Source organism: Thiopseudomonas alkaliphila (assembly GCF_001267175.1).
GTDB lineage: Bacteria > Pseudomonadota > Gammaproteobacteria > Pseudomonadales > Pseudomonadaceae > Oblitimonas > Oblitimonas alkaliphila.
Window position 1 is genome coordinate 567,015 of sequence record NZ_CP012358.1, and the last position, 24,659, is coordinate 591,673.

The following is a 24,659-nucleotide window of genomic DNA, read 5'->3' on the forward strand; positions in this document are numbered from 1 at the left end:
AGGATTAGACTTGACGCTGTTGCTCCAATAGGTGGCCCATAGTGATCTTTAAGCGCATGGGCTTCACCGGCTTATGCAACAAAGTGTAACCGAGCTGGCGCATTTCTTGTTTTAACTCTTTGCTGTAGTTGGCGGTAATCATTAACGCTGCTACCGGCTGCTGTCGCTCCTGATTAATTTCTAATACTACATCTAAGCCATTTACATCATGATCGAGGTGATAATCAGCAATTAACAGATCTACCGGCTGATTAAGGCCACCCACTTGCTGTGCCAAGTCAGTTTTTGATAGTCCCGTATGAACCTCACAGCCCCATTCCCCCAGCAAAGTCTGCATCGCTTGGCAAATAGCAGGGTCGTTATCTAGCACCCAAACTTTAGCACCTTGCAACTGATTTAAGCTGTGGGTAGGCAACTCTAGCTCACTAACCAAAGGAATATCCGTGGTGCGCGCTAAAGGCACTTTAATACTAAAACAAGAGCCTTGGCCTAAACTGGAGCGCACTGCAACAGGATGATTTAAAATCCGCGAGATTTTATCAACGATCGCCAGCCCTAGCCCCAAGCCTCGATCATGCTGCGCTCCATGCCAATCACCACGCTTAAACTCTTGGAAAATTTCTTGTTGTTTGTGCGGGGCAATACCTACACCGGTATCCCACACTTGAATCAACAGCGCCCCTGGCACACGGCGGCAGCCAAGTAATAAGCGGCCGTGCTCAGTATAGCGAATCGCATTGGTTAAAAAATTCCGCAAAATGCGTGCCAGCAAATGAATATCACTATTCACCACCGCCGTTGATGGTACAAAGCTTAATCCTAAGCCCACACTGCTGGCTAGTTGTCGATACTCTGCTGCTAGGTTTTCCAGTAAATCATTAATTGCAAAAGCGGCTAAATCCGCTTTAATAACCCCTGCATCCAGCTTAGAAATATCCACTAAAGTCCCTAGAAGATTTTCCACATCATCCAATGAGTTACCAATATTGCGCATTAAATGGCTGTAACGTGAGTCTTGTAACTGTTCAACCAAAGCGCCAGTAAACAAGCGCGCCGCATTCAATGGTTGTAATAAATCATGGCTTACGGCAGCAAGAAATTTGGTTTTAGAAAGGTTAGCTTCTTCAGCCTCACGTTTAGCTTCTAGTAAGCGGGTTTCGATTAATCGGCGCTCTTGAATTTCAAGCACTAATTGCTGATTTAATTGCGTCAGCTCAGCGGTGCGCTCGGCTACACGCAATTCAAGATTTTGATAGGCTTGATGCAAGGCTTCAGCGGTGCGCCGCCGTTGGGTAATATCACGCACCAGAACGAAAATACCCACCACTTGGCCATCGGCTTGGCGGTTAGGCACATAGGAGCGCTGCATGAAGCAAGTGTGTCCGCGCTTATCGGTTTCCGCCACCTCGAAAGTTAAACTTTCTCCGGCCAGTGCCCGACGGATATAAGGCTCTAAACGGGTCATATGCTGTTGGTTATGCACTTCGCTTAACGGCAAGCCTATCGCTGTGCCTCGTGGCCAGTCATACCATTCTTCATAGACCTTATTTAAGAACTCATATGAAAGGTCGCGTCGAACATAAGCAATCATGGCGGGCACATGATCGGTAATTAAACGGATCCAATTTTCACTTTTACGCAGGGCTTCTGCGTGTTCATAACGTTCCGTAATATCAGTAAAGGTGGCAACATAGCTACCTTCAGGCAGGGCATGGACACAAATATCCAGCATCCGCCCATCGGTCAAACGCTGCTCACTTTGCGCACAAGTGGCTAACTCATTCGGCAAGTTGAGCGCACACTGAGTCTGCATGAGCTCAGTAAATAGTGTATTCGGAGCAATGTCGGCTAAACCATACAACTCTAAAAAACGATGATTCCATAGCTCAAGCACACCTTGGGAGTTCACCATGGCCACCCCCTGAGATAGGTTATCTACGGTTTGCTGTAACAACACTGTTTTCTGCGCCAGCGCTTGCTCACGCTGTAATTGTTCACGTAGTTTTAACTCGGTAATATCGGTGTACAAAATCACCAAGCCACCTTCAAGGGTCGGGCGCTCAGTTACCTGCAACCAACGCCCCGAAGACAAGCGATACAGCATACGCTGGGCACCACTGCGTTGAGTTTCTTTAACCAGCCCCGAGCGTTCGATAATACGTTTCGCTTCAGCTAAATGGATACCGGTACTGATTGGGTTACCGTGCCTAGCCCAGAAAGACTTAAAGTGCCGATTAAATAAAATAATCCGCTGTTGTTGATCAAACAGCACAAAACCATCACTAATACTTTCAATCGCATCGACTAGATGTTGGTGTGCAACTTCTGCTTTGTGTCGTTCTTGGGTCAGCAAGCTATTACTGGCTTTGAGTTGAGTTAAGGCATGGGTGAGTTCATCGGTGCGTTCACGCACCTGTTCGGCTAAAACCACCGAATGACGAAATGCTGCGTAGGCTTCATTGCTGTGCAGTTTGCCGGACTCTACCCGTTCAATCAGCGCCGCATTAATTTTACGGAGCCTGGCTATTTCTTGATTAGCGGCAGCCAGTTGCTCTGCAGCTGGCTGTTGCGGCTCAGCTGCGGCGTTGTTTGTATTTTTTTCCAATGGCCACCCCAGTAAAGGTTTGATTGACATGCATCCCGTTAATTTGCTCGCCGTAGGTATTAAAGCCAACCACCTGCTGCTCGATTAAAATTTGCTCAACCCTTTGGTGCTGTCCGGTAATTTCGCTTTCTAAGCGGCGAAGCACACAGTCGCAACCGATCGTCAGTAGTAACTCGCCTAGGCGTTGATTAATGCCTGCAAATAACTGATTTAAGGTGTCAATTAAGCTCTGACGCTGCATAGCGGTCAGTACGATGCCATTATCTACTGCACAGTAAAAAGTCAGGCTTTGATTAGGATTAGCTTTTTGAATGGCGCGGGGATAATAGTTTTCACCAATTTTAACCGCCAACGGATGGCAGGCAAACACATCCATTCCCAATTGCTGCGCAGCGGTTAGTTGCTGATAAGCGCTTACTGCAGGTTCTGCATTCACCTCTAATACTTGGCGCAGCTGGCTATCAACCTTGGTCACCACCAACTTTTCGGCCGAGGGTGTGAGGTGGTGCATATTAAATACCTCAAACTCCAATGGGGTATTAATCAACACCACAATCGCTGCCCCACTATGAAAACGGCCCTGATAATAGACATGGGTTTGACTTAAGTAATTGTCATCACCGGCCGAGCCACCAAATAAAGGAATACCACCTAAAGCAGCGCTAAGTGCAGCGAGCACTGTTTCTTCGCGGCTAGCTAGACCATCAAATAAGGTTAAAACAAAACTATGGTCTTTAATTGGTAGCACCGCTTGGGTGCTGCTGCGGCACTGATTAATTAGGCTTCCGACCAATTCTTGGGCTTTGATCAGCGAGAACTGCTCCATTTCTTCAATCAGTGCGGCCCCTACAGTAAAAAGCTGACGACTAAAACCAAGGGCACAAATACACCCGCGAGCATAACCAAAGGGGGTAATTTCTCCGGCGGTGGTGCAACCAACCACCATCACCTCAGGCTGACTTTGCTCAATGGCTATCGATAAGCGAGCCAAATCAAATTCTGCCGAGCAAAAAAACAGCACAAAACCAATCTCAGGATCAGCCAGTTGCGCGGCTAATTCTTGCGCCGCCTGCTGGGTGTCTAAGGCATAAGAAACCGCACGGGTAATTACTTGATTCATTTGCTGCATCGCCCTGCTGCTCCTTATTAACCCTAAGTAAAGAATGGCCTACCAGCAAACTCTTCATGCTTTATAGACAGCGCACAATGCTTAAAGACCGAGCTAAATATTAGCAGTCTTTAAGCATTGAAAATGGACTATTCTTTACTACTTTGTGGCTACCAATTCACCACTGCACCTACAGCAAACGTATTAGTCTTTTCGTTCAGTGCCTTGTTTTTATGGCCCTCCAGCTTAAACTGGTTGTACTCTGCCACTAACTGTAAATGGCTATTCACCTCTCTAAAATAAGCCAGTGCCCGCGTATTGTAGTCGGCTCCGCTGGAGACTAAGCCATTGCCGTCATCTTTGGTTTTGCCATAGCTCAGCGCCACACGGTTTTTATCAAAGCGATAGGAACCTTGCAGTAAATAACCGGTGCTATCAATATCTCGCAAAGTGGCTTTACCTAGATTATTGGTAAAGAACGGATTTAAACCCTTCGCAGTAAAACCTGAAGCGGTTAACATCAGATCACCCAGGGTCGCCTGCACCCCATAGCCTAATCCTTTAGAGGTGACGCGGCGCTGTGTTGCGTCGGTATTATCTGACGTTTGATGGGTGCCATTGAGCCATGAGTAAATAGTGGCCTTGCTTAAGTCTAAGTTATAAGTGACTTCGCTCTCAAAGCGTGGGTTTTTCTGATAAGCCTTACCCAAGGCCCCATTATCCGTGGTATCGACAGGATCCATTACCCCAGCAGCCACGCGCACCCCGTGGAACTGAGGAGAACGGTAAGTAATTTGCGAAGTAGGAAATGGATAAGGATAACCACTGCCAATATTACCAAAGGACACCCCACCGCCATCGACTAAACCCAAGGTGTCACTGACCTGACCATAACCTGCAAGCAAATGATCAAGTAAAATATTCGAACGTGCAAATAAGCCAAAGTCCTTACCAAGTAATACCTCACCCCACGACCCTTTAACCGTCCCGTAAAATTGGCGCACATCGATATCTGTACCGGTGCCATTATCTTGGCTGTCATTAATTGTTACCCAAAATGAAGCCCGGGCGCCTAGGGTTAAATCATCAATTTGCTGGCTCATATTAAAGCCAAGATAATTAGGCAAAAATCCCATTTTTACCCGTGATTGCCGCCGATCTAGCGACTCACCACTGGCTGCATCGCGCTTAATTTTACTGTTGACATAAAACGCATTGATATAACCATCGGTCGCAAAGGTCGTCCCCTCTTGCTCGTATAGCATAATTTCAGCATGGGCCATGGGCGTTGCACCTAATGCAGCACTGGCAAGGGCTAGCGGTAAAGCCGCTTTAAAATACTTAGTCATCATGTCTCTCCAGAAAGTGTGGGCTGAGGGTTCAACCACTGAAGAGCGATTTTTCATGGTCTGCCGAGGGAAACCTACAGCGTTTTGGTTGCTGTTTACCTCTCTTTGCTGCTAGCTCGGCTTATGTAACGCCGCCGCGACTTAAGTCCTTGTGCGGCCTAGCTAAGCCGTGTTGTTATAGTCGCACAGTGCTAAAGTCATAATTTTGTCATCTGTAACAGAGCTAATAGTAATTAGCCCTTACCAAGTGGCCATGCCATTAGTTAGCCACGACACAGTTTGTCGCGCATAGGGTGTTTAATCCTTTTCTTAGGTTAGGAGTGTTGAATGGATTGGAATCAATTACTAAATCGTGAACGTCTCTGTAAGTTAACCCACAGCCCTGAAGAGCTGGGGCGTAGTCCATTTCATAAAGATCATGACCGGATTATTTTCTCGGGTGCTTTTCGCCGCTTAGGCCGTAAAACCCAAGTACACCCTGTATCCAGCAATGATCATATTCATACTCGTTTAACCCACTCATTAGAGGTGAGTTGCGTCGGGCGCTCGCTGGGCATGCGGGTTTCCGAGATGATCCGTGATCAATTACCTAGTTGGTGCAGCTCGGGTGATGTGGGAATGATTGTGCAATCGGCCTGTTTAGCCCACGACATTGGTAATCCGCCCTTTGGTCACTCCGGTGAAGACGCTATTCGCCATTGGTTTGCTCAAGCAGCCGAGCGTGGCTGGTTAGACGATATGGGCGATAAAGAGCGCAATGACTTTTTAAGTTTTGAAGGTAATGCCCAAGGCTTGCGCGTCCTCACTCAGCTGGAGTATCACCAGTTTGATGGTGGTATGCGACTGACTCACGCCACCTTAGGTGCCTTTTTAAAATACCCTTGGACCTCTGAATATGCACCGGCCGATGGCTATAAAAAGCATAAGTTTGGCTGCTACCAAAGCGAACTACCTTTGCTGCGCACCATTGCCGAAAAACTAGGACTGCCTGAAATCGAGCCTAACCGCTGGGCCCGTCACCCGCTGGTGTATCTAATGGAAGCAGCAGATGATATTTGCTATGGCCTGATTGACTTAGAAGACGGCCTAGAAATGGAGCTATTGGAATATGCCGAAGTGGAAGCCTTACTCTTGGGCTTGGTTGGTGATGACTTACCGGAAACCTATCGTCTACTTGGCCCCCAAGATTCACGCCGACGCCGTTTAGCGATTTTACGCGGCAAGGCCATCGAGCACCTAACCAATGCCGCGGCCAATGCCTTTGTTGAGCAATTACCCGCCTTAATGCAAGGCGCACTGCCCGATGATTTAGTTGAGCACATGCATGGCCCAGCAAAAACCTGCGTGCTTTCGGCTAAAAAAATGGCGCGGGAAAAAATCTTCCAAGATAAACGCAAAACCTTGCATGAAATTGGTGCCTACACCACCCTCGAAATTTTACTCAATACCTTTTGTGGTGCCGCTCTGCAGCAGCACAGCGGTCAGGCTTTGTCGTTTAAAAATCAGCGCGTTTTTGATTTACTCGGTAATAACGCACCCCGCCCAGAAGATACCCTGTATATGGCCTATATGCGGATTATTGACTTTATTGGCGGTATGACCGACAGCTACGCCACTGAAATGGCCAAAGAAATGACTGGTCGCTCAAGCCCGACGTAACTTAAGGAGTTCTAATGTCACTCTCAGATCGAGCCCTTGGCTGTTTACTTGGCTTAGCCATTGGCGATGCGCTAGGCACTACCTTGGAGTTTTGCCCACGCGACAACTACCCAGCGCTGACGGATATGATCGGCGGCGGCCCATTTCAGCTACAGCCTGGGCAATGGACCGATGACACCTCGATGGCGTTATGTCTGGCCGATAGTTTATTAGCCGTGCAAGGCTTTGATTCTGCCGACCAAATGCAGCGTTACCTTAACTGGTATCGCTTAGGTGAGCGCAGCAGCACTGGGCAGTGCTTTGATGTGGGTTGTACCGTAGAAGATGCGCTGCTTAGTTTTACGCAAAACCAAAATCCGTATGCCGGCAGCACCGATCCCTATAGCGCCGGTAACGGCAGCTTAATGCGCTTAGCCCCGATTGCCTTGTATTATCATCGCTCACTGGCCAATACCTTGCATTACGCTAAGCTCAGTTCGCTAACCACCCACGGCGCGCCCGAGGCAGTAGAAGCCTGCGTGCTGTTTGCTTGGCTATTAAATGCCTGCCTATATCAAACTTACCCTAGCATTCAGCAGCTATTAACCGCCCCTGCGCTAACGCAACTGAATCTGCAATGCCCCAAGCTGCAAGCCATTGCTAAGGCTGATTATTTAACTAAAACACGCACCGAAATTCATAGCAGTGGTTATGTGGTTGATAGTTTAGAAGCCGCGCTCTGGTGCTTTGCGCAAACCGACAACTTTGATCAAGCGGTACTGATGGCGGCCAATTTAGGCGATGATGCCGATACCGTAGCGGCTATTTGTGGGCAAATCGCTGGCGCGTGGTATGGACTTAACGCAATTAATCCAAGCTGGCGCCAACGCTTATACCTAGCCGATGAATTGCAAACCTTAGCTAAGCAGCTTGTCGCTTAGCTAGGTAGCACGATCGATTTACTCGGATTAGCGCCGCTATTTAGCTTATACTTTGCCAGTACCAGACAGAATCAATTTTTAAGAGCGCTCTTAACTTAATGGCTAAATTCTTTTTATTTTTTATTCTATTTATTTTATTTCTGATCATTCGCGCGCTTTATAGAGTGACCCGTACCGCGATTGATGCCGGCAAAGCTGCTTATGACTCAATCACTGATAGCCGCAACTTTGACGAGGCCTATCAAAACTTTGCCAAGAATCTTAACCAATCACGCAATACACGCCGCCAGTCAGCTAAACATAGCCAACTTCAGTTATTAGAAGAAGTGGTGGCGTTAATGGCTAAGGTTGCGGCCAGTGATGGTCGCGTCAGCCGTGCTGAAGTGGAGTATATGAGCGATACCATTGTCAGCATGACCGATAGCCTACGTGCTGCAGGCGTACAGCCAAGCATTACCGAGCAGATTAAACAAAACCTGTTTAGCCTGGCCAACTCAGCTAAACGCGATAACCAACCGCTGGCTTATTACACGCGTATACTCGCGCGCACTGATACTGAGCTGCGCAAACGGGTAATGCTGCAACTAATTAGCTTTGCCAGTATTGATGGCATGAGCCAAAATAAATTACAGCTATTAGTCAGCATTGGCGCTAACCTAGGCTTTAATTCAGCAAGCGTACAACAGTTTATCCAGCAGGTCTTTGGTAATAGCCAGCAAGCCGAAGCAAAAACCACTAATCCCTATGAGGTCTTAGGCTGCCAAGCAAGCGACAGCTTCGACACCATCAAACTCGCCTACCGCCGCCTAGTAAAAAAATACCACCCCGACTACATGCACGGCCAAGGTGCCGACGACGAAGCCGTTCAACAAGCCACGCAAAAAATCCAAGAAATTAACGCGGCTTATGAGTTGATTAAGAAGATGAGGGGGTAATGTGCTCATCTTCAGTTACTAGCCATAGGTAAACCGTGTCTTTTACGAATTATAGTTTTCTATAGGCGTATTAGCGGCACCGAAAGGGATATGAACAGAGGCGATAGAGTCTGCTGTTTTTTCAACATGAGTTACTTGATCATCAAAGAAAATATGGGGCTGCAAGATTTCTAGCACTTTTCTTTTTTCGATCCCTCCCAGAAAAAACGCCTCATTAATTGTCTCTATACCCCACGAGCGCAATGAATGTATCACTCTTTTATGAGCAGGAGCATTTCGTGCGGTAACGATAGATATCCGTAGTCTACTTCTATATTCTGGATGCGCTGCCTGATACCTTAACTCTGCACTTTGCAACCTGGAAAGTTGTTTTAATAATCTATGAAGAGGTCCGATATTGGAAGGTTGTTCAGCTAAATTACTTTCATTTTCAATGAATGCGGGTAATCCACCTTCTTTGAAAACTTTTTCAGAAGCATCATCAGCAATAACCCCATCAAAATCAAACGCAATCCTTAGTTCTTGATCATTTTCAAAGTCTACTATTTGTCCTTTTAGTATAAGTCCCGCAGGATAGCCCGCATTAATTGCCTGGTTAACATCAGCTTCATTTGCAGATAAAAAAAGACTAATGTTAAGCGCATTTATATATTTGTGAGGGGTTCTTCCCTGCAAAAAAATAGCTCTTTTAATATCAAGATTATAATGCTCAATAGAGTTCATAACTCGCAACCCAGTATTGGGATCATTACGAGATAATAAAATTACTTCTACAAATGGCTTTTCTTTTGGAAAAATACTATTAATACTTAGCAACCGCTGAATAAAAGGAAAAGCAACTCCTTTTTCTAAAGGCGTATTTTCATTTAGTTTTTGATACGTACGGTACTCCAGCTCTCCTTGTGTTCTAAATACTTGATCAGATTCCTCTAAGTTAAATAAAGCACTCGAGGCTAAACCTATCACTAGCTTTTGCTCTAAACTATATCCACTCATTCTTATCTCCTTATAATTTAGCCTCTAAACCTCTCATCCAACCGACTCATCCCCATGCCCTGCCCTTTACTGACTTTAATTTGCACTGGAATACGTTCTTTAAGGGCTTCGACGTGGCTAATGACGCCTACCATTTTGCCGCTAGCATTTAGGTGATCGAGGGCTTCTAGGGCGATATCCAGGGTTTCGCTATCAAGAGTGCCAAAGCCCTCATCAAGAAAGAGTGATTCAATCTTGGTTTTATGACTCACTAAATCAGACAGCGCGAGCGCTAAAGCTAAACTCACTAAAAAACTCTCACCGCCGGATAAGGTTTTAACATCCCGCACCGCATCGGCCTGCCAGGTATCTTCAATGGCTAGCTCTAACTCTTTATTCGACTGGCGCACCAATACATAACGTCCATGCAAACGAGCTAAATGCTGATTAGCCAAATAAGTTAGCTGATCTAAGGTAATGCCCTGCACATAGCGTCGGTATTTAGCACCATCAGCCGAGCCAATTAAGCCATCTAAACGTGCCCACTGCTCACACAGTGCCTGTTGCTGTGCTATTTGCTGCTGTACGCCAGCTACCGTAGTGCGTTGTGCCTGATCATTTTCCAGCTTGCTGGTAATCGAACCAAATTGTTGATGCAGTGTAGTCAGTTGCGCTTCTAGCGTTAGCAGTTGTTGCTCAATTTCTGCCAGCGTAAATTGAGGCTGGCTGGACTCATGCTTAAAGCGAGCCAATTGAGTTTCTGCTTGCTGCAGCTGCACTAAAGACAGCTGCTGTTGCTCAGTCAGTGTTTGTAATGTTTGCTCAATTATTGCCACTTGCTCAGCCGACAATAATGCTGCGTTAAACGCTGCCTCACTGGCAAAACCCTGCTCTGCTAATAAGCTCTGCCATTGCCGTTCTTGCTCGGTCAGTTGCTGGTGCTGCTGTTGTAGTTGTTGCTGCAGTAATTCAAGTTGCGAGTTTTGTTGTTGATAGCGAGCCAACAATTGATTAAATGCCTGCTGCTCAGGCAAGGTTAATGGCGCGCAGTCTTCAGTCAGTCCAGTTTCTGGCAAGGCTAACTGCTCGGCTTGAGCCTGCCAAAAGGTCAGCTGCTGAGCTAACTGCTGTAACTTAGCCTCTTGCTGAAACGTACTTTTTTCCAGCTCAACCATCTCAGTTTGCCATTGCTGTGCTTGCTTTAAATTCTGCTGCTGCGCTTGTAGCCATGTTTTAACCGCGGCGTAATCAGCCAAAGCTGCCGTAACCTTGGCTGCAGTTAGTTGCTGCAACAAAGCATTTTGCTTAGTTTGCTCAGCCTGCTGCTTTTCTGTCCGTTCAGCAGTTGCTTGACTTAACTGCAGCTCGTACTCAGTTAAACGTTGAGTTTCAGTCGTTTGCTGAGCAGTTAGCTGCTGCAGAGCAATGGCCGCCTGCTGCTTGGCCGTGGTGAGCTGCTCATGCTGCTGAGTAAAGTGGCTTAAGCTGCGTAATTGCTCGCTGTGTTGCTCAATTAACCCGCTCAACTCACTGGCCGAGGTCAGGGATAACTCGGCTAAACATTCGGTTAGTTGTTGAGCAAGTGCTTGGGCGGCTGACTGCAACTCGTCAATGCGCGCTTGGCTATTAGCTTGTTCAGTGCGTAACTGTATCTCTTGATTACCAAGCAACTTGCCCTCGTTGGTCAGTTGCTCTAACTGCTCCTCTAACTGCTGTAAGGCCTGTTGCGTGGTAGAAGGATCAACAGTCTGATACTGCGAAACACTGGGATGCTCTAAGGAGCCACACAGCGGACACGGCTCATCGGCCTGCAGTTGAGCACGATACTCTGTTAGCGACTGCACGGTTCGCTCAAGCTCATAAATTCGTTGCTGATCTTTTTTCTGCTGATTCAGCTGCGTCCAGCGTTCACGTAGTGCCACTAACTGTGCCGATAGCTGCTGTAATTGCTGCGTTTTTTCAGTAACAAGCTGCTGCTGATGCTGCAGCGAGTGAGCCATATTGCGCTGATCATCCAGCAGCTTTTTTGCCGTAGCAGCGGTTTGTAGCTGCTGGTTTAGCTGCTGACTGTGCGCCAATAATGAATCAGCACGATCTGCCCAATAGGGATAGCGCAGCTTCAGTTCTGCTAATTGCTGCTCAATGTGCCGTACTGCTTGCTCGTGCTCTGGCTGCTGCTGGCTCAATTCCGCTACCACTTGCTGCTGTTTTAGCTGGGCTTGCTTAGCTTTTGCCTGGTGAGTATCAGCGGTTTGCAGCTGATCAATGGCGCGTCGCCATTCACCGAGTTGCTGCTCCCAGTCACTAAAATATGGTGCGAGCTGCAAAACTGATTGCTGCTCGGCGATTTGCTGTTGCAAATGGCGCTGCTGGGTTAATGCCAACGCCTGCTGTTTTTGTATGCTGGCTTGCGCCTGTTGTAAATACTGCAGCGCCTGCTGAACTTGCTGGGTGAGCTCGGTTTTAAGCACGGGCAAAGCATGCTGCGCAGTCGTCACTACCTGTTGCTTAGCCTGATACTCCTCGCGCGCTCTAGCTAGCTGCTTAAATTCGGGGCACAGCTTGGCTGCTGGCTGATGGCGTTTAAGCTGTAATTGCTCAGGCTCTGCCGCTTGCAACTGTTGCATCGCTTGCTGTTGCGCTTGTTGCTTCTCGCTGATGATCGTGGTTAAACGCTGTAATTGCTCATACCATTTTTGATCAGCTTGTAAGCATTTTTGCACACTTCGTTGCTGTTCTGTTTGCTGAGTAATTTGCTGCTGCTGAGCTTGCAGTTCTTGAACTTGCTCAGCACTTAATAAGGCTAAATGCTCAGTTTGTGCTTGCAAGCGCTTAACCACTTCTTTTTGCTCACGATGCTGCTCAAAGACTTTTTTCGAGATTTCGCCATAAATCTCGGTGCCGGTCAGTTGCTCCAATAATTCCGCCCGCTCACTGCTTTTAGCTTCTAAAAAGGCAGCAAAACCACCTTGGGCAAGCATCATTGATTTAGTAAATCGCGCAAAGTCTAGCCCAGTTAGCTCTTCAACTAACTTAACTTTCTCACTGAGTTTATTAGTCAAAATGCTGCCATCGGCAGTGACTAACTCAGCATGGGCTGGCTGCAATTTTCCGTTCGCCGAGTTCTGCGCTCGATGCTGACTCCAAAATGCCCGGTAACGCTTACCCTTAATTGCAAACTCTACCTCGGCCAAACACTCAGCGGTGGAGCGAGTCATTAACTCATTAGTGTTTGCAGAAATTACACCCATCCGCGGCGTGCGATGATACAGCGCCAAACAAATCGCATCGAGCAACGTAGTTTTACCCGCGCCCGTCGGGCCAGTAATAGCAAATAAGCCGCCTTGAGCAAAAGGCGCTTGGGTAAAATCAATTTTCCACTCGCCCTTTAGCGAGTTCAGATTTTTAAGCCGTAAAGTTAAAATACGCATCAGACTGACTCCGACTTATCTGGCGAACTGACGGAGGCCTCAGCCAGCGGATCCAGTAACTGAGTTAACACCTGTTGATGTAGCTGCTCTAACTGCTGTTGCTGCGCGGAGGTGAGTTGCTCCTCAGCCAAACGCTGGGCAAATACTTGCTCGACACTCAATTCGGCCAAACTGGTTTGGCTATCCTCACTGGTCAAACTAGTTGCTGCTGAGCGCTGGCGTTTAATCCGTAATACCTCAAGCGGCAAACCCTCGCACAGCGTGTCAATGCGCTGGGCAAGACTGGTTAAATAAGCCTCATGCTGCACTTCTATTTCCAGCCAAGCGCCAGGGCGATCTATAGCCACCTGCTGTAATTGCTGCTCAATGGCTGATAAATCGCCGACGATACGAACCAATGGCTGAAACAATGGCACGGTTAATTCTTCAATAGCCACTACCTGCTCTTTAGCGCACTCCACCAGCACCACTTGCTTATCACGCCCGACCTCATCAAAACTCAGCGGAATTGGTGAGCCGCTGTAACGCACATGGGCTTGCCCAGCCACTTGCTGTGGCCGGTGAATATGCCCCAATGCAATGTAATCGGCTGGCGGAAAAGCATCGCTAGGAAAAGCTTTTAAATTGCCCACATAAATATCCCGCACCGACTCACTCAAGCTAGCGCCTAAGGTGGTGAGATGTCCGGTTAAAATAATCGGTAGTTGCAAACGCTGTTCAGCCAGAAAAGCTTGGGCCGCAGCAAACAGTTGCTGATAGTGCGCGGCAATCGCTTGTTGCAGCGCCTGTTTTTTCTCAACGCTAGACTCTCCAGCTTGGCTTAACAGCATATCCCGAGGGCGCAAAAAAGGGATCGCTGCCACTAAGGCAAAGGGATGTTGTTGCCGAGATAACAACACCAGTTGCTGAGTTAACTCTTCTGCCGGTTGAGTGATCACCCGCGTTGAGAGCTGAGCTAACAGGTTTTTGCTTTCATTAAGCACTGCTACTGAGTCATGATTACCGGCCAGCACAATTAACTGACAATCTAGCTGGTGTAAATCAATCACCAACTGGTTATATAGCTCACGGGCATAACTGGGCGGTGTGCCAGTGTCAAACACATCGCCGGCGACAATAATTGCACTGATCTCATGCTGCTTAACTTGCTCAAGCAACCAAGCAAAAAAAGCACGATGTTCAGGCAAGCGGGACTTGCCCATAAAGTTTTGCCCTAAGTGCCAGTCCGAGGTATGCAAAAAACGCATGTTAACTTCCTATAGTTAATCGCTAGCAAATAGTTTTTGGCCGCTTTTTTAGCTTCTTGTTATTGCCGCATTATTCAATAAAAAATATACGTTTTAACGTATTGTAAGGATCAGCGTCCTGCCCGTGACTCTCGAATATAAAAGCGCGCTTTTTGTGCTTTTTGTGTACAACCACGGTAGCCTTCAAATTGTTGCTGGGTTTTGGCCGCTGTTAATAAGGTTAAGGCTTTAGAGTAGCTGACGCTGCCGGCAAACCCTTCCACCTTGGCAATATCTAGCTCTTGCCAAGCGGCATCCAGTTGGCTGGCGCAACTACTACGATGACTCACCTTGGCCGAGCAACCGGCCAGCGACAAAGTGACAAGCACCAATAACAGCGTACTACGCTTGAGCATTAGGCATCTCTTTGAGCATTCTTTTTCGGCTCGGCACAAGGCGTGGTAGTTTGGCCGAGTAATAAAGGTTGGCTAGTAGAAATCCAATCGCTGAGTAAGCTATAAGCCACTGCCAGCAAAGTTGGGCCTAAAAATAAGCCCATAAAACCAAAGGCAAAGAGCCCACCAAAGACGCCCATCAGCACCACCACTAAGGGTAAATTACCGCCACGGCTAATGAGGTAGGGTTTTAAGAAGTTGTCTACGCTGCTGATCACCAAAAATCCCCATAAACTTAAGAAAATTCCCATCCCCACTTGATCTTGCCAAAATAGCCAAGCCGCAGCGGGTGCCCACACCAAAGGGGGCCCCATGGGAATTAAGCTCAGCATAAAGGTCAAAATCGCCAGGAAAATAGCACCCGGTACACCTGCCACCCAAAAGCCAAACAAAGCGACCAAAGCTTGCGCCACCGCGGTTCCTATGACTCCATTCACCACTCGCTGAATAGTACCGGCAATTAATGTGGTGTAATGCTGGGCCCGGTCACCAATTAGGCGCTGCAATAAATCTTCAGCAAAGGCTGCTAAGCGCGGGCCATCGCGATAGAAGAAAAACACCAAAATAACACTCAGCGCTAGCTCTAAAATGCCTGCGCCAATTCGTGCACTGCGAGCTAATAACCAGTTACCGACTTGCCCGGTATAGGGCTTGATATTGGCTAACCAAACCGAGCCTTGTTTATCTAAGGTGCTCCAGTAAGCCACTAATCGATCACCAATAAATGGCACTTTTTCTAGCCATGTCGGCGCCTCGGGAATACCCGTAACCCTGAGGTTTTTAACCAGCTCCATTCCTTCACGAATATGGTCAGCAATGTTAAAACCAAGCCAAACTAGGGGCATAGCGATTAAGAAAATCCACACCCCAGTTAAAATAGCCGCCGCTAAACTGGTATTGCCCTTAAGTGCTCGGGTAAGCAAACGCATAATCGGCCAACTAGCAAAAGCTAAAACCGCGGCCCAAAATAACGCTGATAAAAACGGCATCAGCACCCAAATACAAGCAGCGAGTAAGGCTAACAGTAAAATCTGCGCCAACAAGCGATCATTATTAAACACTTTCATCCTTCGCTCTCATGCACTTAGCGCTTCTTTAAAATTAATCCAGGCGCTGGCTGGTTAGCATCGACTGCCAGTTGCTGTGGACGAACTCCGGCAGCCAACAAGGCCGCTTGCCAATCAGCGGCATAAGCGCCTTGCAAGCTCACTTGCAATAATGCATTACGCTTAATGCTGCGCGCTAACAACTGCACCCACTCAGGGCTTGGTGCTTGGGTTAAATGGGTCAGCGCTAACTCACCTTCTTTGTTGAGCTGTTTCAGCAAGGTGGCAGGCTCTGGTAAAAGATCACTCGGCAGGTGCTCCAATTGCATCTGTTCTTGGTGCAGATAGGAGCGGCCATTACCGCGCTTAATCGCATAAAAAGCAATCACGCTGACTTGCTGATAATCAGGGTCTTGCGGCAACAGCATTAAAGCATAAGCCTGATTATCATCAGGGCCGTATAACCGCGAGTTATTAAACACGCTATTGGCCCACAAACTACTAGCACCACATTCACGACCTTCGCACCAGTACAGGGTATGTGCGCCCTGCTTGCGCCAATATTGGCGCACCTCGGCAAAGGCGCGCTCTGCACTATGCAATCCGGCTATTTGCCAAGTTTGGGTGGTTTTACTGCCAACGCCTCGCAGTTCAGCACTGTAACGCAAGTTACCACTGATGCGGCGCACAGAACCGGCAGGATAGACCTGTTCGGCCAATGGATACTCCGCCTGCTCTAACTCAGTCGCACCAGTAAAGGCTTCCAACTGCTCAACCTGTGCCTGCGCGACTGTACTGCTAAACAGCGCAGCCACTAACCAGGTGCATACACCATATTTATTCAATTAACGCACCACCATGCTTTTCGCATCAGTTAAGGATTGCTCTACAGGTCTACTCGGTGGTAGCTCAAGACCTTTTTGCACCGCTGGCCGCTCAGTTATTTGCTGTAACCAGCGAGCTAAATGAGGTAATCCCTCAATGCTAACCCCGGCCCAGTCGTACAGGGCCACCCACGGGTAAGTGGCGATATCGGCAATACTGTAGGTGCCCGCCAGATACTCCACTTCGGCTAAACGTGTATTGAGCACTTCGTACAAGCGGCGAGTTTCTTTTTGGTAACGATCAATAGCTGCTGGAATTTTCTCGGGAAAATAGCGATAAAACACATTGGCTTGTCCCTGCATTGGCCCTACACCACTCATTTGGAACATTAACCACTGCATAACTTGCGAGCGCTGTTTAGGCTCTTGTGGTAATAGCTGCCCGGTTTTCTCAGCTAGGTACCAAAGAATAGCGCCCGACTCAAATACTGCGAAGTTATCATTATCTCGGTCAATAATCGCGGGAATACGGCCATTGGGGTTAATAGCTAAGAATTCAGGCGCTTTTTGCTCTTTTTTATCAAAAGATAAAACATGCAACTCATAAGGCAGCTGCATTTCTTCTAAGGCAATTGACACCTTATGCCCATTGGGGGTGGCTGCGGTATACAAATCAATCATCAGAAGGACTCCACTAACAAAGCCACTCAGCCTGCAACAGGGTGAGCAGCAAAAAATTGATTCAGGCACTCAGCAACGGCTGTGGCTCCTTTAGCATCATCTAAATGCAAATGGTGCCCGCCTGATAATCGATGTTGCTGGTAAGGCAGCATCGCCAAGAAAGGCTCAAGTCCACGCTCTTGGAGCAAAATACCTTCAGTGGCTAAGATTAAGCACACCGGACATTTGACGGCTAAAGCAAAAGAAAGTGCATGGGCTTTAGTTAAGCGCAGCGGTGACGGTAAAGTTAAGCGGGCATCAGTATTCCAGGTAAAGCCACCGCGTACGGGGCTTAAACCGCGCTGCACCAATAACTCTGCTGCTTCCCGACTAACCGCAATTAATCCCTGCATCCGTGCTTTAATTGCACTTTCCACCGTAGGATGCACAGGCTTGCCCTTATCTTTTAAGGCAATTTGCGCCAGTAGCGCCTCACGCAATTTCTCTGGTGCTTCATCCGCTTCGCCAGTGTAAGGTGCTAAACCATCAATCAGTGCCACGCGCTCAATTCGCTCTGGCATCGCACCAGCTAATAACACCGAGACAATTCCCCCTAACGAGTGCCCAAGCAAGCTAAACTTATCCCACCCCAGATGCTCAGCCGCAAGAAAAGCATCCATTACATAATCCCATAACTGGTAGCTAGCATCTAAACTTCGGTGCTGCGAGTAACCGTGCCCTGCCATATCCAAGGCAACAATGCGTAAGCCTTTTAGTTGCGGAGCGAGGCGCTCAAAGCTCATGGCATTATCTAACCAGCCATGCAAAGCCAATACCGGCTCACCATCCGCTGGACCATAAACTTTGGCAGCTAATTCAATATGGGGAAGTTGGATGCGTATATCTTCTACCTGTTGCAACATAACCAAGGTTCACTCCTCAAGGCAGGCAGATCAGTTAATTCGTGCAATTAACGGGGAATATCTGCATGGAATATTTGTTTTAATTGTAAGCTTCCGGCACCTAACCAACTGCCTTCAAATTGTGCAAGACTAGCGGTACCAAAGGGAATCTGTTGCTTATGGCCATACTCCAGCCAGCCAGCCAAATAACCCAACAAGGGTTGATGACTGACAATAAGCAGATGTTTGTACTGCGGGTAATAATTTTCCAGCCCATTCAGTACATCATGTACGCGATCATCTGGAGTAATCCACGGCACAGTGGTCACAGGCACAGCTGCACGCTGGCGATTTTCATAGAAACGATGTTGCACCACCTGGGTGGTTTCTTTCGCCCGCACATAAGGACTGGTCAGAATCATATCTAACGGCTGATCCACTAGCTGCTCTGCGATAAAACGCACTTGCTCAATCCCATAAGGCGTTAGTTTACGCGCTTCATCACTTTCGGCTTCAGGATGGGCTTCGCCATGTCGCAATAACCACAGTGTCATCTTTACTCCTTAGGGGCTGTCACCTCGGCTGCTGGACTAACTTTAATTGCCTTTGGGGTCTCTGGCGCTGGCCAATCGGCGACCGGCCAAGGCTTTTCTTCTGTTTGAAAGGCGCCAAAGCGACCAATCTGCATTAAATACTGACTTAAGCTATCACCCCATTGCATCAACCCCAAATGCGGCTGACCTTGAACCAAGCGATACACTAACTGTAATAACACCATCACCGCTAATAAAGGGGCTGCTATTTGCCAAGCCAGCAAGAATAGCAGCATCCACAGTATCCGAATGACCAATGACTCACGTCCTAAGCGCTTCGCTGAAGCTTGCATATTGTTCTCCTCTTAACTAAAACCGGCAACGGTAATAAAGTCCACATCGGTTTTAGGTTCACCACTCATTAAACTACCAATCACCTTAGTTAAGGTTTGGCCTTCAAATAAAATCGCATGTAAAGCCGACACTAGCGGCATATACACCTCCAGCTCATCAGCCTTAGCTTTAAGCACTTTTAAGGTGTTAACTCCTTCTGCCACTTCGCCTAAGCGCTGCACTGCCTCTTCTAAACTACGCCCTTCACCTAAGGCATAACCTACTTGGTAATTACGGCTTTTCGGCGAAGTACAGGTCACAATCAAGTCACCAACCCCAGCCAAACCTAAAAAAGTCATTGGGCTGGCGCCTAAACGTACAGCAAAGCGCGTCATTTCTGCCAAAGCTCGGGTGATCAGCATGCTGCGGGTATTCTCCCCCATCCCTAAGGCGGCGGCCATCCCTGCAATAATCGCATACACATTTTTTAACGCACCGCCCAACTCGACCCCGTAACGATCACTGCTGGCGTACACGCGAAAAGTCGAACCATGTAGCACCTCCTGCACTTGCTGGCACAGCGCCTGATCTTCACTGGCAATCACAGTCGCAGTTAACGCACCGGCTGCCACCTCTTTAGCTAAGTTAGGACCGGATAAAACCCCTACCCGTGCTTTAGGCACAATTTGTTCGAGAATTTGGCTCATTAATAAAAAGCTATCCGCCTCAATCCCTTTAGTGGTACTAATCAAGCCCTTACCTGCTAATTGCTCGGCATAAGGTGTGAGTACCTGGCGTAAGGCCGTAGATGGCAAGGCAACAAAAATCAGCTCACAAGCTAATGCCTCGGCAATTTCACTGGTTGGCTGTACGCCATCCTGCAGCGGCACTCCCTGTAAATACTTAGGGTTTTTCCGCTCAACTTGCATGGTTTGCGCTTGCTGTTCATCGCGCATCCATTGAATAACGGGGTGGTTATTGCTCGCTAATAAGTTGGCAACAGCAGTTCCAAAACTACCACCACCAAGAACTGCAATTGGTTTGCTCATGGGTATCCACTACTCGTTTAGCCAAAATGGCGATGGCGGCATTATACGTTGCAATCCAGCCATTATCAGTAGCTTTTGCAAGATAATCATTTAGAATTAAATCCATGAACGAGCAAAGAGGCCCTCTTTACGAAGTCATTCAGAGTGATAAATTTTACTTGCTAGCACTGGGTCCCTTAGACATGAACCAACACTTTAAGCTCGCTATCATTATTTTGTAGCAATGATCGCCATTTCTATAATTTATCTTTTTCGCTCTCATATTTTTAAGTACTGATAGCTAGGTGTTCAATGACTCTTTTACAGCGCTGGCATACCGGAACTATTCACCGCCATACCTTAATTGTCAGCTTAGTCCCTGCATTATTAATTGCTACTTTACTAACGACTTACTTTACTTACTCACGCTTCCAAGACTTACAGCAAGGCCTACTCACTACTGGTCAGTTATTAGCTAACCAGATTGCTCCAGCTGCTGCGTATGGCGTGGAATCTGGTAATTTTGCTTATTTACAAACTTTAGTTAGTGCCGCCTCCAGTACCCAGTATGTGCGTTGTATTAATGTCTATAATCAAGACAATCAAAAAATTGCATCCATCACAAAAAGCTGCCCTGATTACAAACAATCTTTTAAGTTTGACGCTCCTATTTACCAGCACTCCACTGAGCCGGATACCCATGAGGCAGCTACGCCCCCCATTCCTAAACAAAAAAAACTGCTAGGAAGAGTCGTTGTAGTGATGACTGACGTTCAGTTACGCAAGGAACAGCAACAAAGCTTATTGCAAGCCAGCTTATTAAATGGCTTTGCTTTTATGCTAACTTTATTATTAGCTCATGCACTATCACGTAGCCTATCTTTGCCCTTAAAACGCATGAGTTACTCTCTAAAAGCCATGCAGCAAGGGAATTACAGCCCAGTTAAAGTTACACGCTATACCGGTGAAATTGGCGAACTAGCTAACAATATTAATCGACTGGCTGCAGACCTAAGCCAAGCCAAAAAAGATCAGCAGATTCAGTTACTGCAAGCCACTAAAGCCTTGGAAGAAGCTGAACATGCGAACCGCAGTAAATCAGACTTTTTAGCTATGATGAGCCATGAATTGCGTACGCCAATGAACGGCATTTTAGGCATGCTACAGCTACTTGAAACCACTGAGCAAAGCAGTGAGCAAAAAGAATACACCCAGTTTGCCACCACTTCAGGCCAACAGTTGCTACAAGTCATTAATAATATTCTTGATTTTTCCCGTCTCGAGCATCATGCCATCGGCTTAGAGTATTTATCCTTTAACTTGAAAGAGTTATTTGATCAAGCCTTTAAGCCATTTGAGTTAGAAGCTAAGCGGCGTAAGCTCGATTTCAGCGTAACTTATAGCCCCCTAGCCCGCGATAGCTTCTTACTGGGCGACCCGACACGTATTAAGCAGGTGTTAGTCAACCTAGTCAGTAATGCCTTTAAATTTACCGAACACGGCTTTATTAAAGTCAGCTGCCAAGCCTTTATGAAAAATAAGCACAGCTTGGATTTAGCCATTAAGGTGACCGATAGCGGCATTGGTATTGCTAAAAGCCGTATTAAGTATATGTTTGATGCCTTTAGCCAAGCCGACAGCTCTATTTCTAGGCGTTATGGTGGCACCGGATTGGGTCTATCTATCTCCCATAGTTTGGCCGTACAAATGGGCGGCACCCTGACCTGCTCTAGCCAAGAGCAAGTAGGCACACTGTTTATGCTGAAAATTCCGCTACAAATTGATCAGGCCAAAACACAGGAATAACTTGCCCTCAGCAAAACACTGTATATAATACCAGTCATACAGTACTTAATGAGGGCGAACACCATGAAGCTAACTAAGCGCCAAGCAGAAATATTGGCATTTCTCAAAGAGTGGATTGAGCAAAACGGCTACCCACCGACTCGCGCTGAAATCTCCCAAGCTCTTGGTTTTCGCTCGCCCAATGCAGCTGAAGATCATTTACGCGCACTGGCCCGAAAGCAAGCAATTGAAATGATTCCTGGTGCCTCGCGTGGCATTCGCATCATTGAAGATGAACTAACAGCAGCGCCTGATCTTAGCTTGGCCCTTAACGATCATGAGCTGCCAATTATTGGTCAAGTAGCTGCCGGACAACCCATTTTAGCCCAAGAACATATTGAAACTACCTGTGCAATTAGCCCTGACTTTTTTAAACCCAAAGCTGATTATTTGCTGCGCGTTAAAGGCAGCAGTATGCAAGACATTGGCATCTTAGACGGTGATTTGCTGGCAGTGCATAAAACCCAACAAGCAAAAAATGGCGACATTGTTGTAGCCCGCATCGATAACGAAGTCACCGTTAAGCGCTTTAAGCGCGAAGGCAATACCGTTTGGTTAATTGCTGAAAACCAAGATTTCGCCCCGATTGAAATTGATCTAAGCCATGAAGAGTTAGTGATAGAAGGCTTAAGTGTCGGTGTGATCAGGCACTAACTGGAGAAACCTAACATGCAAAACTTAAACAGCAATCGTGTGGTGCAGAGCCTGCCCCTGTCAATTTTGCGCAAACCAGCACTCAATCAAAGCCTGCCGCTTGGTGAACCCAAATTAGGCCTAGCTCAAGAGGCCTTTAGCGAGCTGATTATCAGTGGTGGCAAGCAGCAGTTTTTAGCGCTGTTAGCACCCGTATTACAGTCCTTAAGCCATGAACAAGCCGACCGCTGGTTAACCTTGGTCGCACCACCTGAAACCATCAGTAATCAGTGGCTCCGCTCGATTGGAGTCAATCCACAGAAAACCATGGTGATCAGCGATCGCTCACCAGCAAAAGTGATGAAAATTTTACGCCAAACCCTGAGCTTAGGGTTAAGCCATACCGTGGTTAGCTGGATTGATGTGATGCCTGAAGGTCTAAAACAACAGCTCAGTCGTCAGGCGGCTTACACCCAAAGCAAGTGGCTTAATATTAAGCATCCCTTCACTCTCGCCTGCTAGGCTCACCTAGCTCAGCTCATCCGCTAAAGCTATATAGACCCTAATATGCGGCGATAAAAATGCCCGTCACCAGGACGGGCATTGCAGCAGGCACAGTAACTCGCGCAACAATGGCCTTACGCCAAGGCAAGCTTGTACTGTTTTTCCCACTCTTTGGTTTCTTTTTTCGATGCGCCGCCTAAAAACTCTAAGGCTTGGCGTAAACGAAAGCGTGTTAAGTCGGGGCCTAAAATCGCCATGGCATCTAACACCGAAACCGAGCTGCTTGAACCGGTAATCGCCGGGAACATTAACGGCATAATATCCCGTAATTTTAGCTCAAGCGCCGCACCAACCTCATGAATACAGGCCATAATCGCGTCTTTGTCCCACTGACGCTGCGCCTCTAAACGCCACAACACAAACTGCAACACTTGACGCACTTGCTTCTCATCGAGCTTTTTATGGGCAAATAACTCAGCATTTAATGGCACGCCAGCGGTAAAGAAAAAGTTTGCTAGGGGCGCAATTTCACTGAAAGTTTCTACCCGTCCTTGCACATGGGGGGCAATTTGCATGAGGTATTCAGGATTAAATGCCCACTGCTGCACTTGCTGAGCAAAGTCTTCAACGCTTAACTCACGCAACCACTGACCGTTTAACCAAGACAGTTTCTCAATATCAAACACCGGGCCACCTAAGGAAACACGGCTTAAGTCGAAGTTTTCAATCATTTCTTCAAGGCTAAATTTTTCACGCTCATCGGGCATCGACCAGCCCATACGCCCCAAGTAGTTCAGCATGGCTTCTGGCATAAAACCCATACGCTCATAAAACGTAATTGAGGTTGGGTTTTTACGCTTAGAGAGCTTACTTTTATCAGGGTTACGCAGCAGCGGCATATAGCACAATACAGGCTGTTCCCAGCCAAAATACTCATACAGCTTAATTAACTTCGGCGCCGAAGGCAGCCACTCTTCGCCACGTAGCACGTGAGTGATCCCCATCAGATGATCATCCACTACGTTGGCTAAAAAGTAAGTAGGCAGCCCATCGGCTTTCATGAGCACCTGCATATCCATGCGGTCCCAGCCAATTTCGACTTCGCCACGCAGCATATCCTTAACCACGCAGACCCCTTCGGTCGGTACCCGCATCCGAATCACGTGGGATTCACCTGCCGCTACTCGTGCTTGCGCTTCACTCGGGTCAAGATGTGAGCAATGCCCATCATAGGCCGGTGTTTGCTTATTGGCCATTTGCTCGGCACGTACCGCATCTAAGCGTTCAGCAGAACAGAAGCACGGAAAGGCATGGCCCTTAGCGACTAATTCATCTGAATATTTTTTATAGATTTCACCGCGCTCACTTTGACGATAAGGGCCATGGGGACCACCGACATCGGGGCCTTCATCCCATTCAATCCCTAACCAACGTAAGGCATCGTAAATCTGTTGTTCAGACTCTTTGCTCGAGCGAAGTTGGTCGGTGTCTTCAATTCGCAAAATGAATTGGCCGCCGTGCTGGCGCGCAAAACACATATTAAACAAAGCAATATAAGCCGTTCCTACGTGGGGATCACCGGTAGGAGAAGGAGCGACACGGGTTCTAACAATAGTCATGAAGGCTCTCAAGTAAGCGAGTTAAAAATAAACAGCGCGTGAAAATAAAGGCCTAGCATAGCAAAAATA

The 24,659-nt window shown here is 47.5% G+C and carries 21 protein-coding genes; 6 read left to right on the forward strand and 15 right to left on the reverse strand.

The window, feature by feature from the left end; genetic code table 11:
- Positions 1-4: 4 nt before the first annotated feature.
- From AKN87_RS02790 to AKN87_RS02800, 3 genes are all read right to left on the reverse strand, one after another.
- A complete protein-coding gene (locus AKN87_RS02790; RefSeq protein ID WP_080995483.1) occupies positions 5-2,635 on the reverse strand; it encodes a PAS domain-containing hybrid sensor histidine kinase/response regulator in 2,631 nt (876 codons plus the stop codon).
- Positions 2,574-3,734, reverse strand: a complete 1,161-nt coding sequence (nosP, locus tag AKN87_RS02795; protein ID WP_053102385.1) for a nitric oxide-sensing protein NosP — start codon at positions 3,732-3,734, stop codon at positions 2,574-2,576. Before nosP ends, AKN87_RS02790 begins: the two co-directional genes overlap by 62 nt.
- Positions 3,735-3,883: 149 nt before the next feature.
- On the reverse strand, positions 3,884-5,065 hold the full coding sequence (locus AKN87_RS02800) for a porin (protein ID WP_053102386.1): 1,182 nt from the start codon (positions 5,063-5,065) through the stop codon (positions 3,884-3,886).
- A 324-nt stretch (positions 5,066-5,389) separates the two neighbouring features.
- Between AKN87_RS02800 and AKN87_RS02805 the strand changes: the two genes are divergently transcribed.
- The 3 genes from AKN87_RS02805 to AKN87_RS02815 all read left to right on the forward strand — a co-directional run bounded on the left by AKN87_RS02805 (position 5,390) and on the right by AKN87_RS02815 (position 8,576).
- Positions 5,390-6,721: a deoxyguanosinetriphosphate triphosphohydrolase gene (locus AKN87_RS02805; protein ID WP_053099563.1), complete on the forward strand. Its 1,332-nt coding sequence runs from the start codon at positions 5,390-5,392 to the stop codon at positions 6,719-6,721.
- Positions 6,722-6,735: 14 nt separating this feature from the next.
- Positions 6,736-7,641 (forward strand): ADP-ribosylglycohydrolase family protein, encoded by a 906-nt coding sequence (locus tag AKN87_RS02810; protein WP_053102387.1) that lies wholly within the window; start codon positions 6,736-6,738, stop codon positions 7,639-7,641.
- Positions 7,642-7,739: 98 nt separating this feature from the next.
- On the forward strand, positions 7,740-8,576 hold the full coding sequence (locus tag AKN87_RS02815; protein WP_053102388.1) for a DnaJ domain-containing protein: 837 nt from the start codon (positions 7,740-7,742) through the stop codon (positions 8,574-8,576).
- 42 nt (positions 8,577-8,618) lie between these two features.
- Here the strand turns inward: AKN87_RS02815 and AKN87_RS02820 are convergent, their stop codons facing one another.
- The 11 genes from AKN87_RS02820 to AKN87_RS02870 all read right to left on the reverse strand — a co-directional run bounded on the left by AKN87_RS02820 (position 8,619) and on the right by AKN87_RS02870 (position 20,010).
- A complete protein-coding gene (locus AKN87_RS02820; protein ID WP_053102389.1) occupies positions 8,619-9,572 on the reverse strand; it encodes a 5'-nucleotidase in 954 nt (317 codons plus the stop codon).
- A 17-nt stretch (positions 9,573-9,589) separates the two neighbouring features.
- The gene (locus AKN87_RS02825) at positions 9,590-12,982 is read right to left on the reverse strand and encodes an AAA family ATPase (RefSeq protein WP_053102390.1); all 3,393 of its coding nucleotides are present in this window, start codon (positions 12,980-12,982) and stop codon (positions 9,590-9,592) included.
- Positions 12,982-14,229 carry an exonuclease subunit SbcD gene (gene sbcD, locus AKN87_RS02830; RefSeq protein WP_053102391.1) on the reverse strand — a complete coding sequence of 416 codons (1,248 nt, stop codon included), beginning with the start codon at positions 14,227-14,229 and terminating at the stop codon, positions 12,982-12,984. Before sbcD ends, AKN87_RS02825 begins: the two co-directional genes overlap by 1 nt.
- Positions 14,230-14,339: 110 nt before the next feature.
- Positions 14,340-14,624, reverse strand: coding sequence for a hypothetical protein (locus tag AKN87_RS02835; protein WP_053099569.1), 285 nt, complete (start codon positions 14,622-14,624; stop codon positions 14,340-14,342).
- Entirely contained in the window at positions 14,624-15,724 is a 1,101-nt protein-coding gene (locus AKN87_RS02840) for an AI-2E family transporter (protein ID WP_053103613.1), read from the reverse strand. Before AKN87_RS02840 ends, AKN87_RS02835 begins: the two co-directional genes overlap by 1 nt.
- A gap of 23 nt (positions 15,725-15,747) precedes the next feature.
- Complete coding sequence (locus AKN87_RS02845; RefSeq protein WP_053102392.1) at positions 15,748-16,554, reverse strand: DUF4892 domain-containing protein; 807 nt, start codon at positions 16,552-16,554, stop codon at positions 15,748-15,750.
- Complete coding sequence (locus tag AKN87_RS02850) at positions 16,555-17,214, reverse strand: glutathione S-transferase family protein (RefSeq protein ID WP_053102393.1); 660 nt, start codon at positions 17,212-17,214, stop codon at positions 16,555-16,557.
- 26 nt (positions 17,215-17,240) lie between these two features.
- Entirely contained in the window at positions 17,241-18,116 is an 876-nt protein-coding gene (locus tag AKN87_RS02855; protein WP_053102394.1) for an alpha/beta fold hydrolase, read from the reverse strand.
- A gap of 47 nt (positions 18,117-18,163) precedes the next feature.
- Positions 18,164-18,649 carry a phosphohistidine phosphatase SixA gene (gene sixA / locus AKN87_RS02860; protein WP_053102395.1) on the reverse strand — a complete coding sequence of 162 codons (486 nt, stop codon included), beginning with the start codon at positions 18,647-18,649 and terminating at the stop codon, positions 18,164-18,166.
- Positions 18,650-18,651: 2 nt separating this feature from the next.
- Complete coding sequence (locus AKN87_RS02865; RefSeq protein ID WP_053099574.1) at positions 18,652-18,981, reverse strand: DUF4389 domain-containing protein; 330 nt, start codon at positions 18,979-18,981, stop codon at positions 18,652-18,654.
- 12 nt (positions 18,982-18,993) lie between these two features.
- Positions 18,994-20,010, reverse strand: a complete 1,017-nt coding sequence (locus AKN87_RS02870; RefSeq protein ID WP_053102396.1) for an NAD(P)H-dependent glycerol-3-phosphate dehydrogenase — start codon at positions 20,008-20,010, stop codon at positions 18,994-18,996.
- Between the two features lie 291 nt (positions 20,011-20,301).
- On the opposite strand from AKN87_RS02870, the gene AKN87_RS02875 reads away from it, so the two are divergent.
- From AKN87_RS02875 to AKN87_RS02885, 3 genes are all read left to right on the forward strand, one after another.
- Complete coding sequence (locus AKN87_RS02875; protein ID WP_053102397.1) at positions 20,302-21,795, forward strand: HAMP domain-containing histidine kinase; 1,494 nt, start codon at positions 20,302-20,304, stop codon at positions 21,793-21,795.
- Between the two features lie 63 nt (positions 21,796-21,858).
- Positions 21,859-22,488 carry a transcriptional repressor LexA gene (lexA, locus tag AKN87_RS02880; protein ID WP_053102398.1) on the forward strand — a complete coding sequence of 210 codons (630 nt, stop codon included), beginning with the start codon at positions 21,859-21,861 and terminating at the stop codon, positions 22,486-22,488.
- Between the two features lie 15 nt (positions 22,489-22,503).
- Positions 22,504-22,989, forward strand: coding sequence for a cell division inhibitor SulA (locus tag AKN87_RS02885; protein ID WP_053099578.1), 486 nt, complete (start codon positions 22,504-22,506; stop codon positions 22,987-22,989).
- Between the two features lie 116 nt (positions 22,990-23,105).
- Here the strand turns inward: AKN87_RS02885 and gltX are convergent, their stop codons facing one another.
- Positions 23,106-24,590, reverse strand: coding sequence for a glutamate--tRNA ligase (gltX, locus tag AKN87_RS02890; protein ID WP_053102399.1), 1,485 nt, complete (start codon positions 24,588-24,590; stop codon positions 23,106-23,108).
- Between the last annotated feature and the right edge of the window lie 69 nt (positions 24,591-24,659).

Excerpts from the sequence above, each read along its gene's own strand:
- AKN87_RS02790 (WP_080995483.1), bottom strand. The coding sequence starts at position 2,635 with ATGTCAATCAAACCTTTACTGGGGTGGCCATTGGAAAAAAATACAAAC.
- nosP (WP_053102385.1), bottom strand. The coding sequence starts at position 3,734 with ATGCAGCAAATGAATCAAGTAATTACCCGTGCGGTTTCTTATGCCTTA.
- AKN87_RS02800 (WP_053102386.1), bottom strand. The coding sequence starts at position 5,065 with ATGATGACTAAGTATTTTAAAGCGGCTTTACCGCTAGCCCTTGCCAGT.
- AKN87_RS02805 (WP_053099563.1), top strand. The coding sequence starts at position 5,390 with ATGGATTGGAATCAATTACTAAATCGTGAACGTCTCTGTAAGTTAACC.
- AKN87_RS02810 (WP_053102387.1), top strand. The coding sequence starts at position 6,736 with ATGTCACTCTCAGATCGAGCCCTTGGCTGTTTACTTGGCTTAGCCATT.
- AKN87_RS02815 (WP_053102388.1), top strand. The coding sequence starts at position 7,740 with ATGGCTAAATTCTTTTTATTTTTTATTCTATTTATTTTATTTCTGATC.
- AKN87_RS02820 (WP_053102389.1), bottom strand. The coding sequence starts at position 9,572 with ATGAGTGGATATAGTTTAGAGCAAAAGCTAGTGATAGGTTTAGCCTCG.
- AKN87_RS02825 (WP_053102390.1), bottom strand. The coding sequence starts at position 12,982 with ATGCGTATTTTAACTTTACGGCTTAAAAATCTGAACTCGCTAAAGGGC.
- sbcD (WP_053102391.1), bottom strand. The coding sequence starts at position 14,229 with ATGCGTTTTTTGCATACCTCGGACTGGCACTTAGGGCAAAACTTTATG.
- AKN87_RS02835 (WP_053099569.1), bottom strand. The coding sequence starts at position 14,624 with ATGCTCAAGCGTAGTACGCTGTTATTGGTGCTTGTCACTTTGTCGCTG.
- AKN87_RS02850 (WP_053102393.1), bottom strand. The coding sequence starts at position 17,214 with ATGATTGATTTGTATACCGCAGCCACCCCCAATGGGCATAAGGTGTCA.
- AKN87_RS02855 (WP_053102394.1), bottom strand. The coding sequence starts at position 18,116 with ATGTTGCAACAGGTAGAAGATATACGCATCCAACTTCCCCATATTGAA.
- sixA (WP_053102395.1), bottom strand. The coding sequence starts at position 18,649 with ATGACACTGTGGTTATTGCGACATGGCGAAGCCCATCCTGAAGCCGAA.
- AKN87_RS02865 (WP_053099574.1), bottom strand. The coding sequence starts at position 18,981 with ATGCAAGCTTCAGCGAAGCGCTTAGGACGTGAGTCATTGGTCATTCGG.
- AKN87_RS02870 (WP_053102396.1), bottom strand. The coding sequence starts at position 20,010 with ATGAGCAAACCAATTGCAGTTCTTGGTGGTGGTAGTTTTGGAACTGCT.
- AKN87_RS02875 (WP_053102397.1), top strand. The coding sequence starts at position 20,302 with ATGACTCTTTTACAGCGCTGGCATACCGGAACTATTCACCGCCATACC.
- lexA (WP_053102398.1), top strand. The coding sequence starts at position 21,859 with ATGAAGCTAACTAAGCGCCAAGCAGAAATATTGGCATTTCTCAAAGAG.
- AKN87_RS02885 (WP_053099578.1), top strand. The coding sequence starts at position 22,504 with ATGCAAAACTTAAACAGCAATCGTGTGGTGCAGAGCCTGCCCCTGTCA.
- gltX (WP_053102399.1), bottom strand. The coding sequence starts at position 24,590 with ATGACTATTGTTAGAACCCGTGTCGCTCCTTCTCCTACCGGTGATCCC.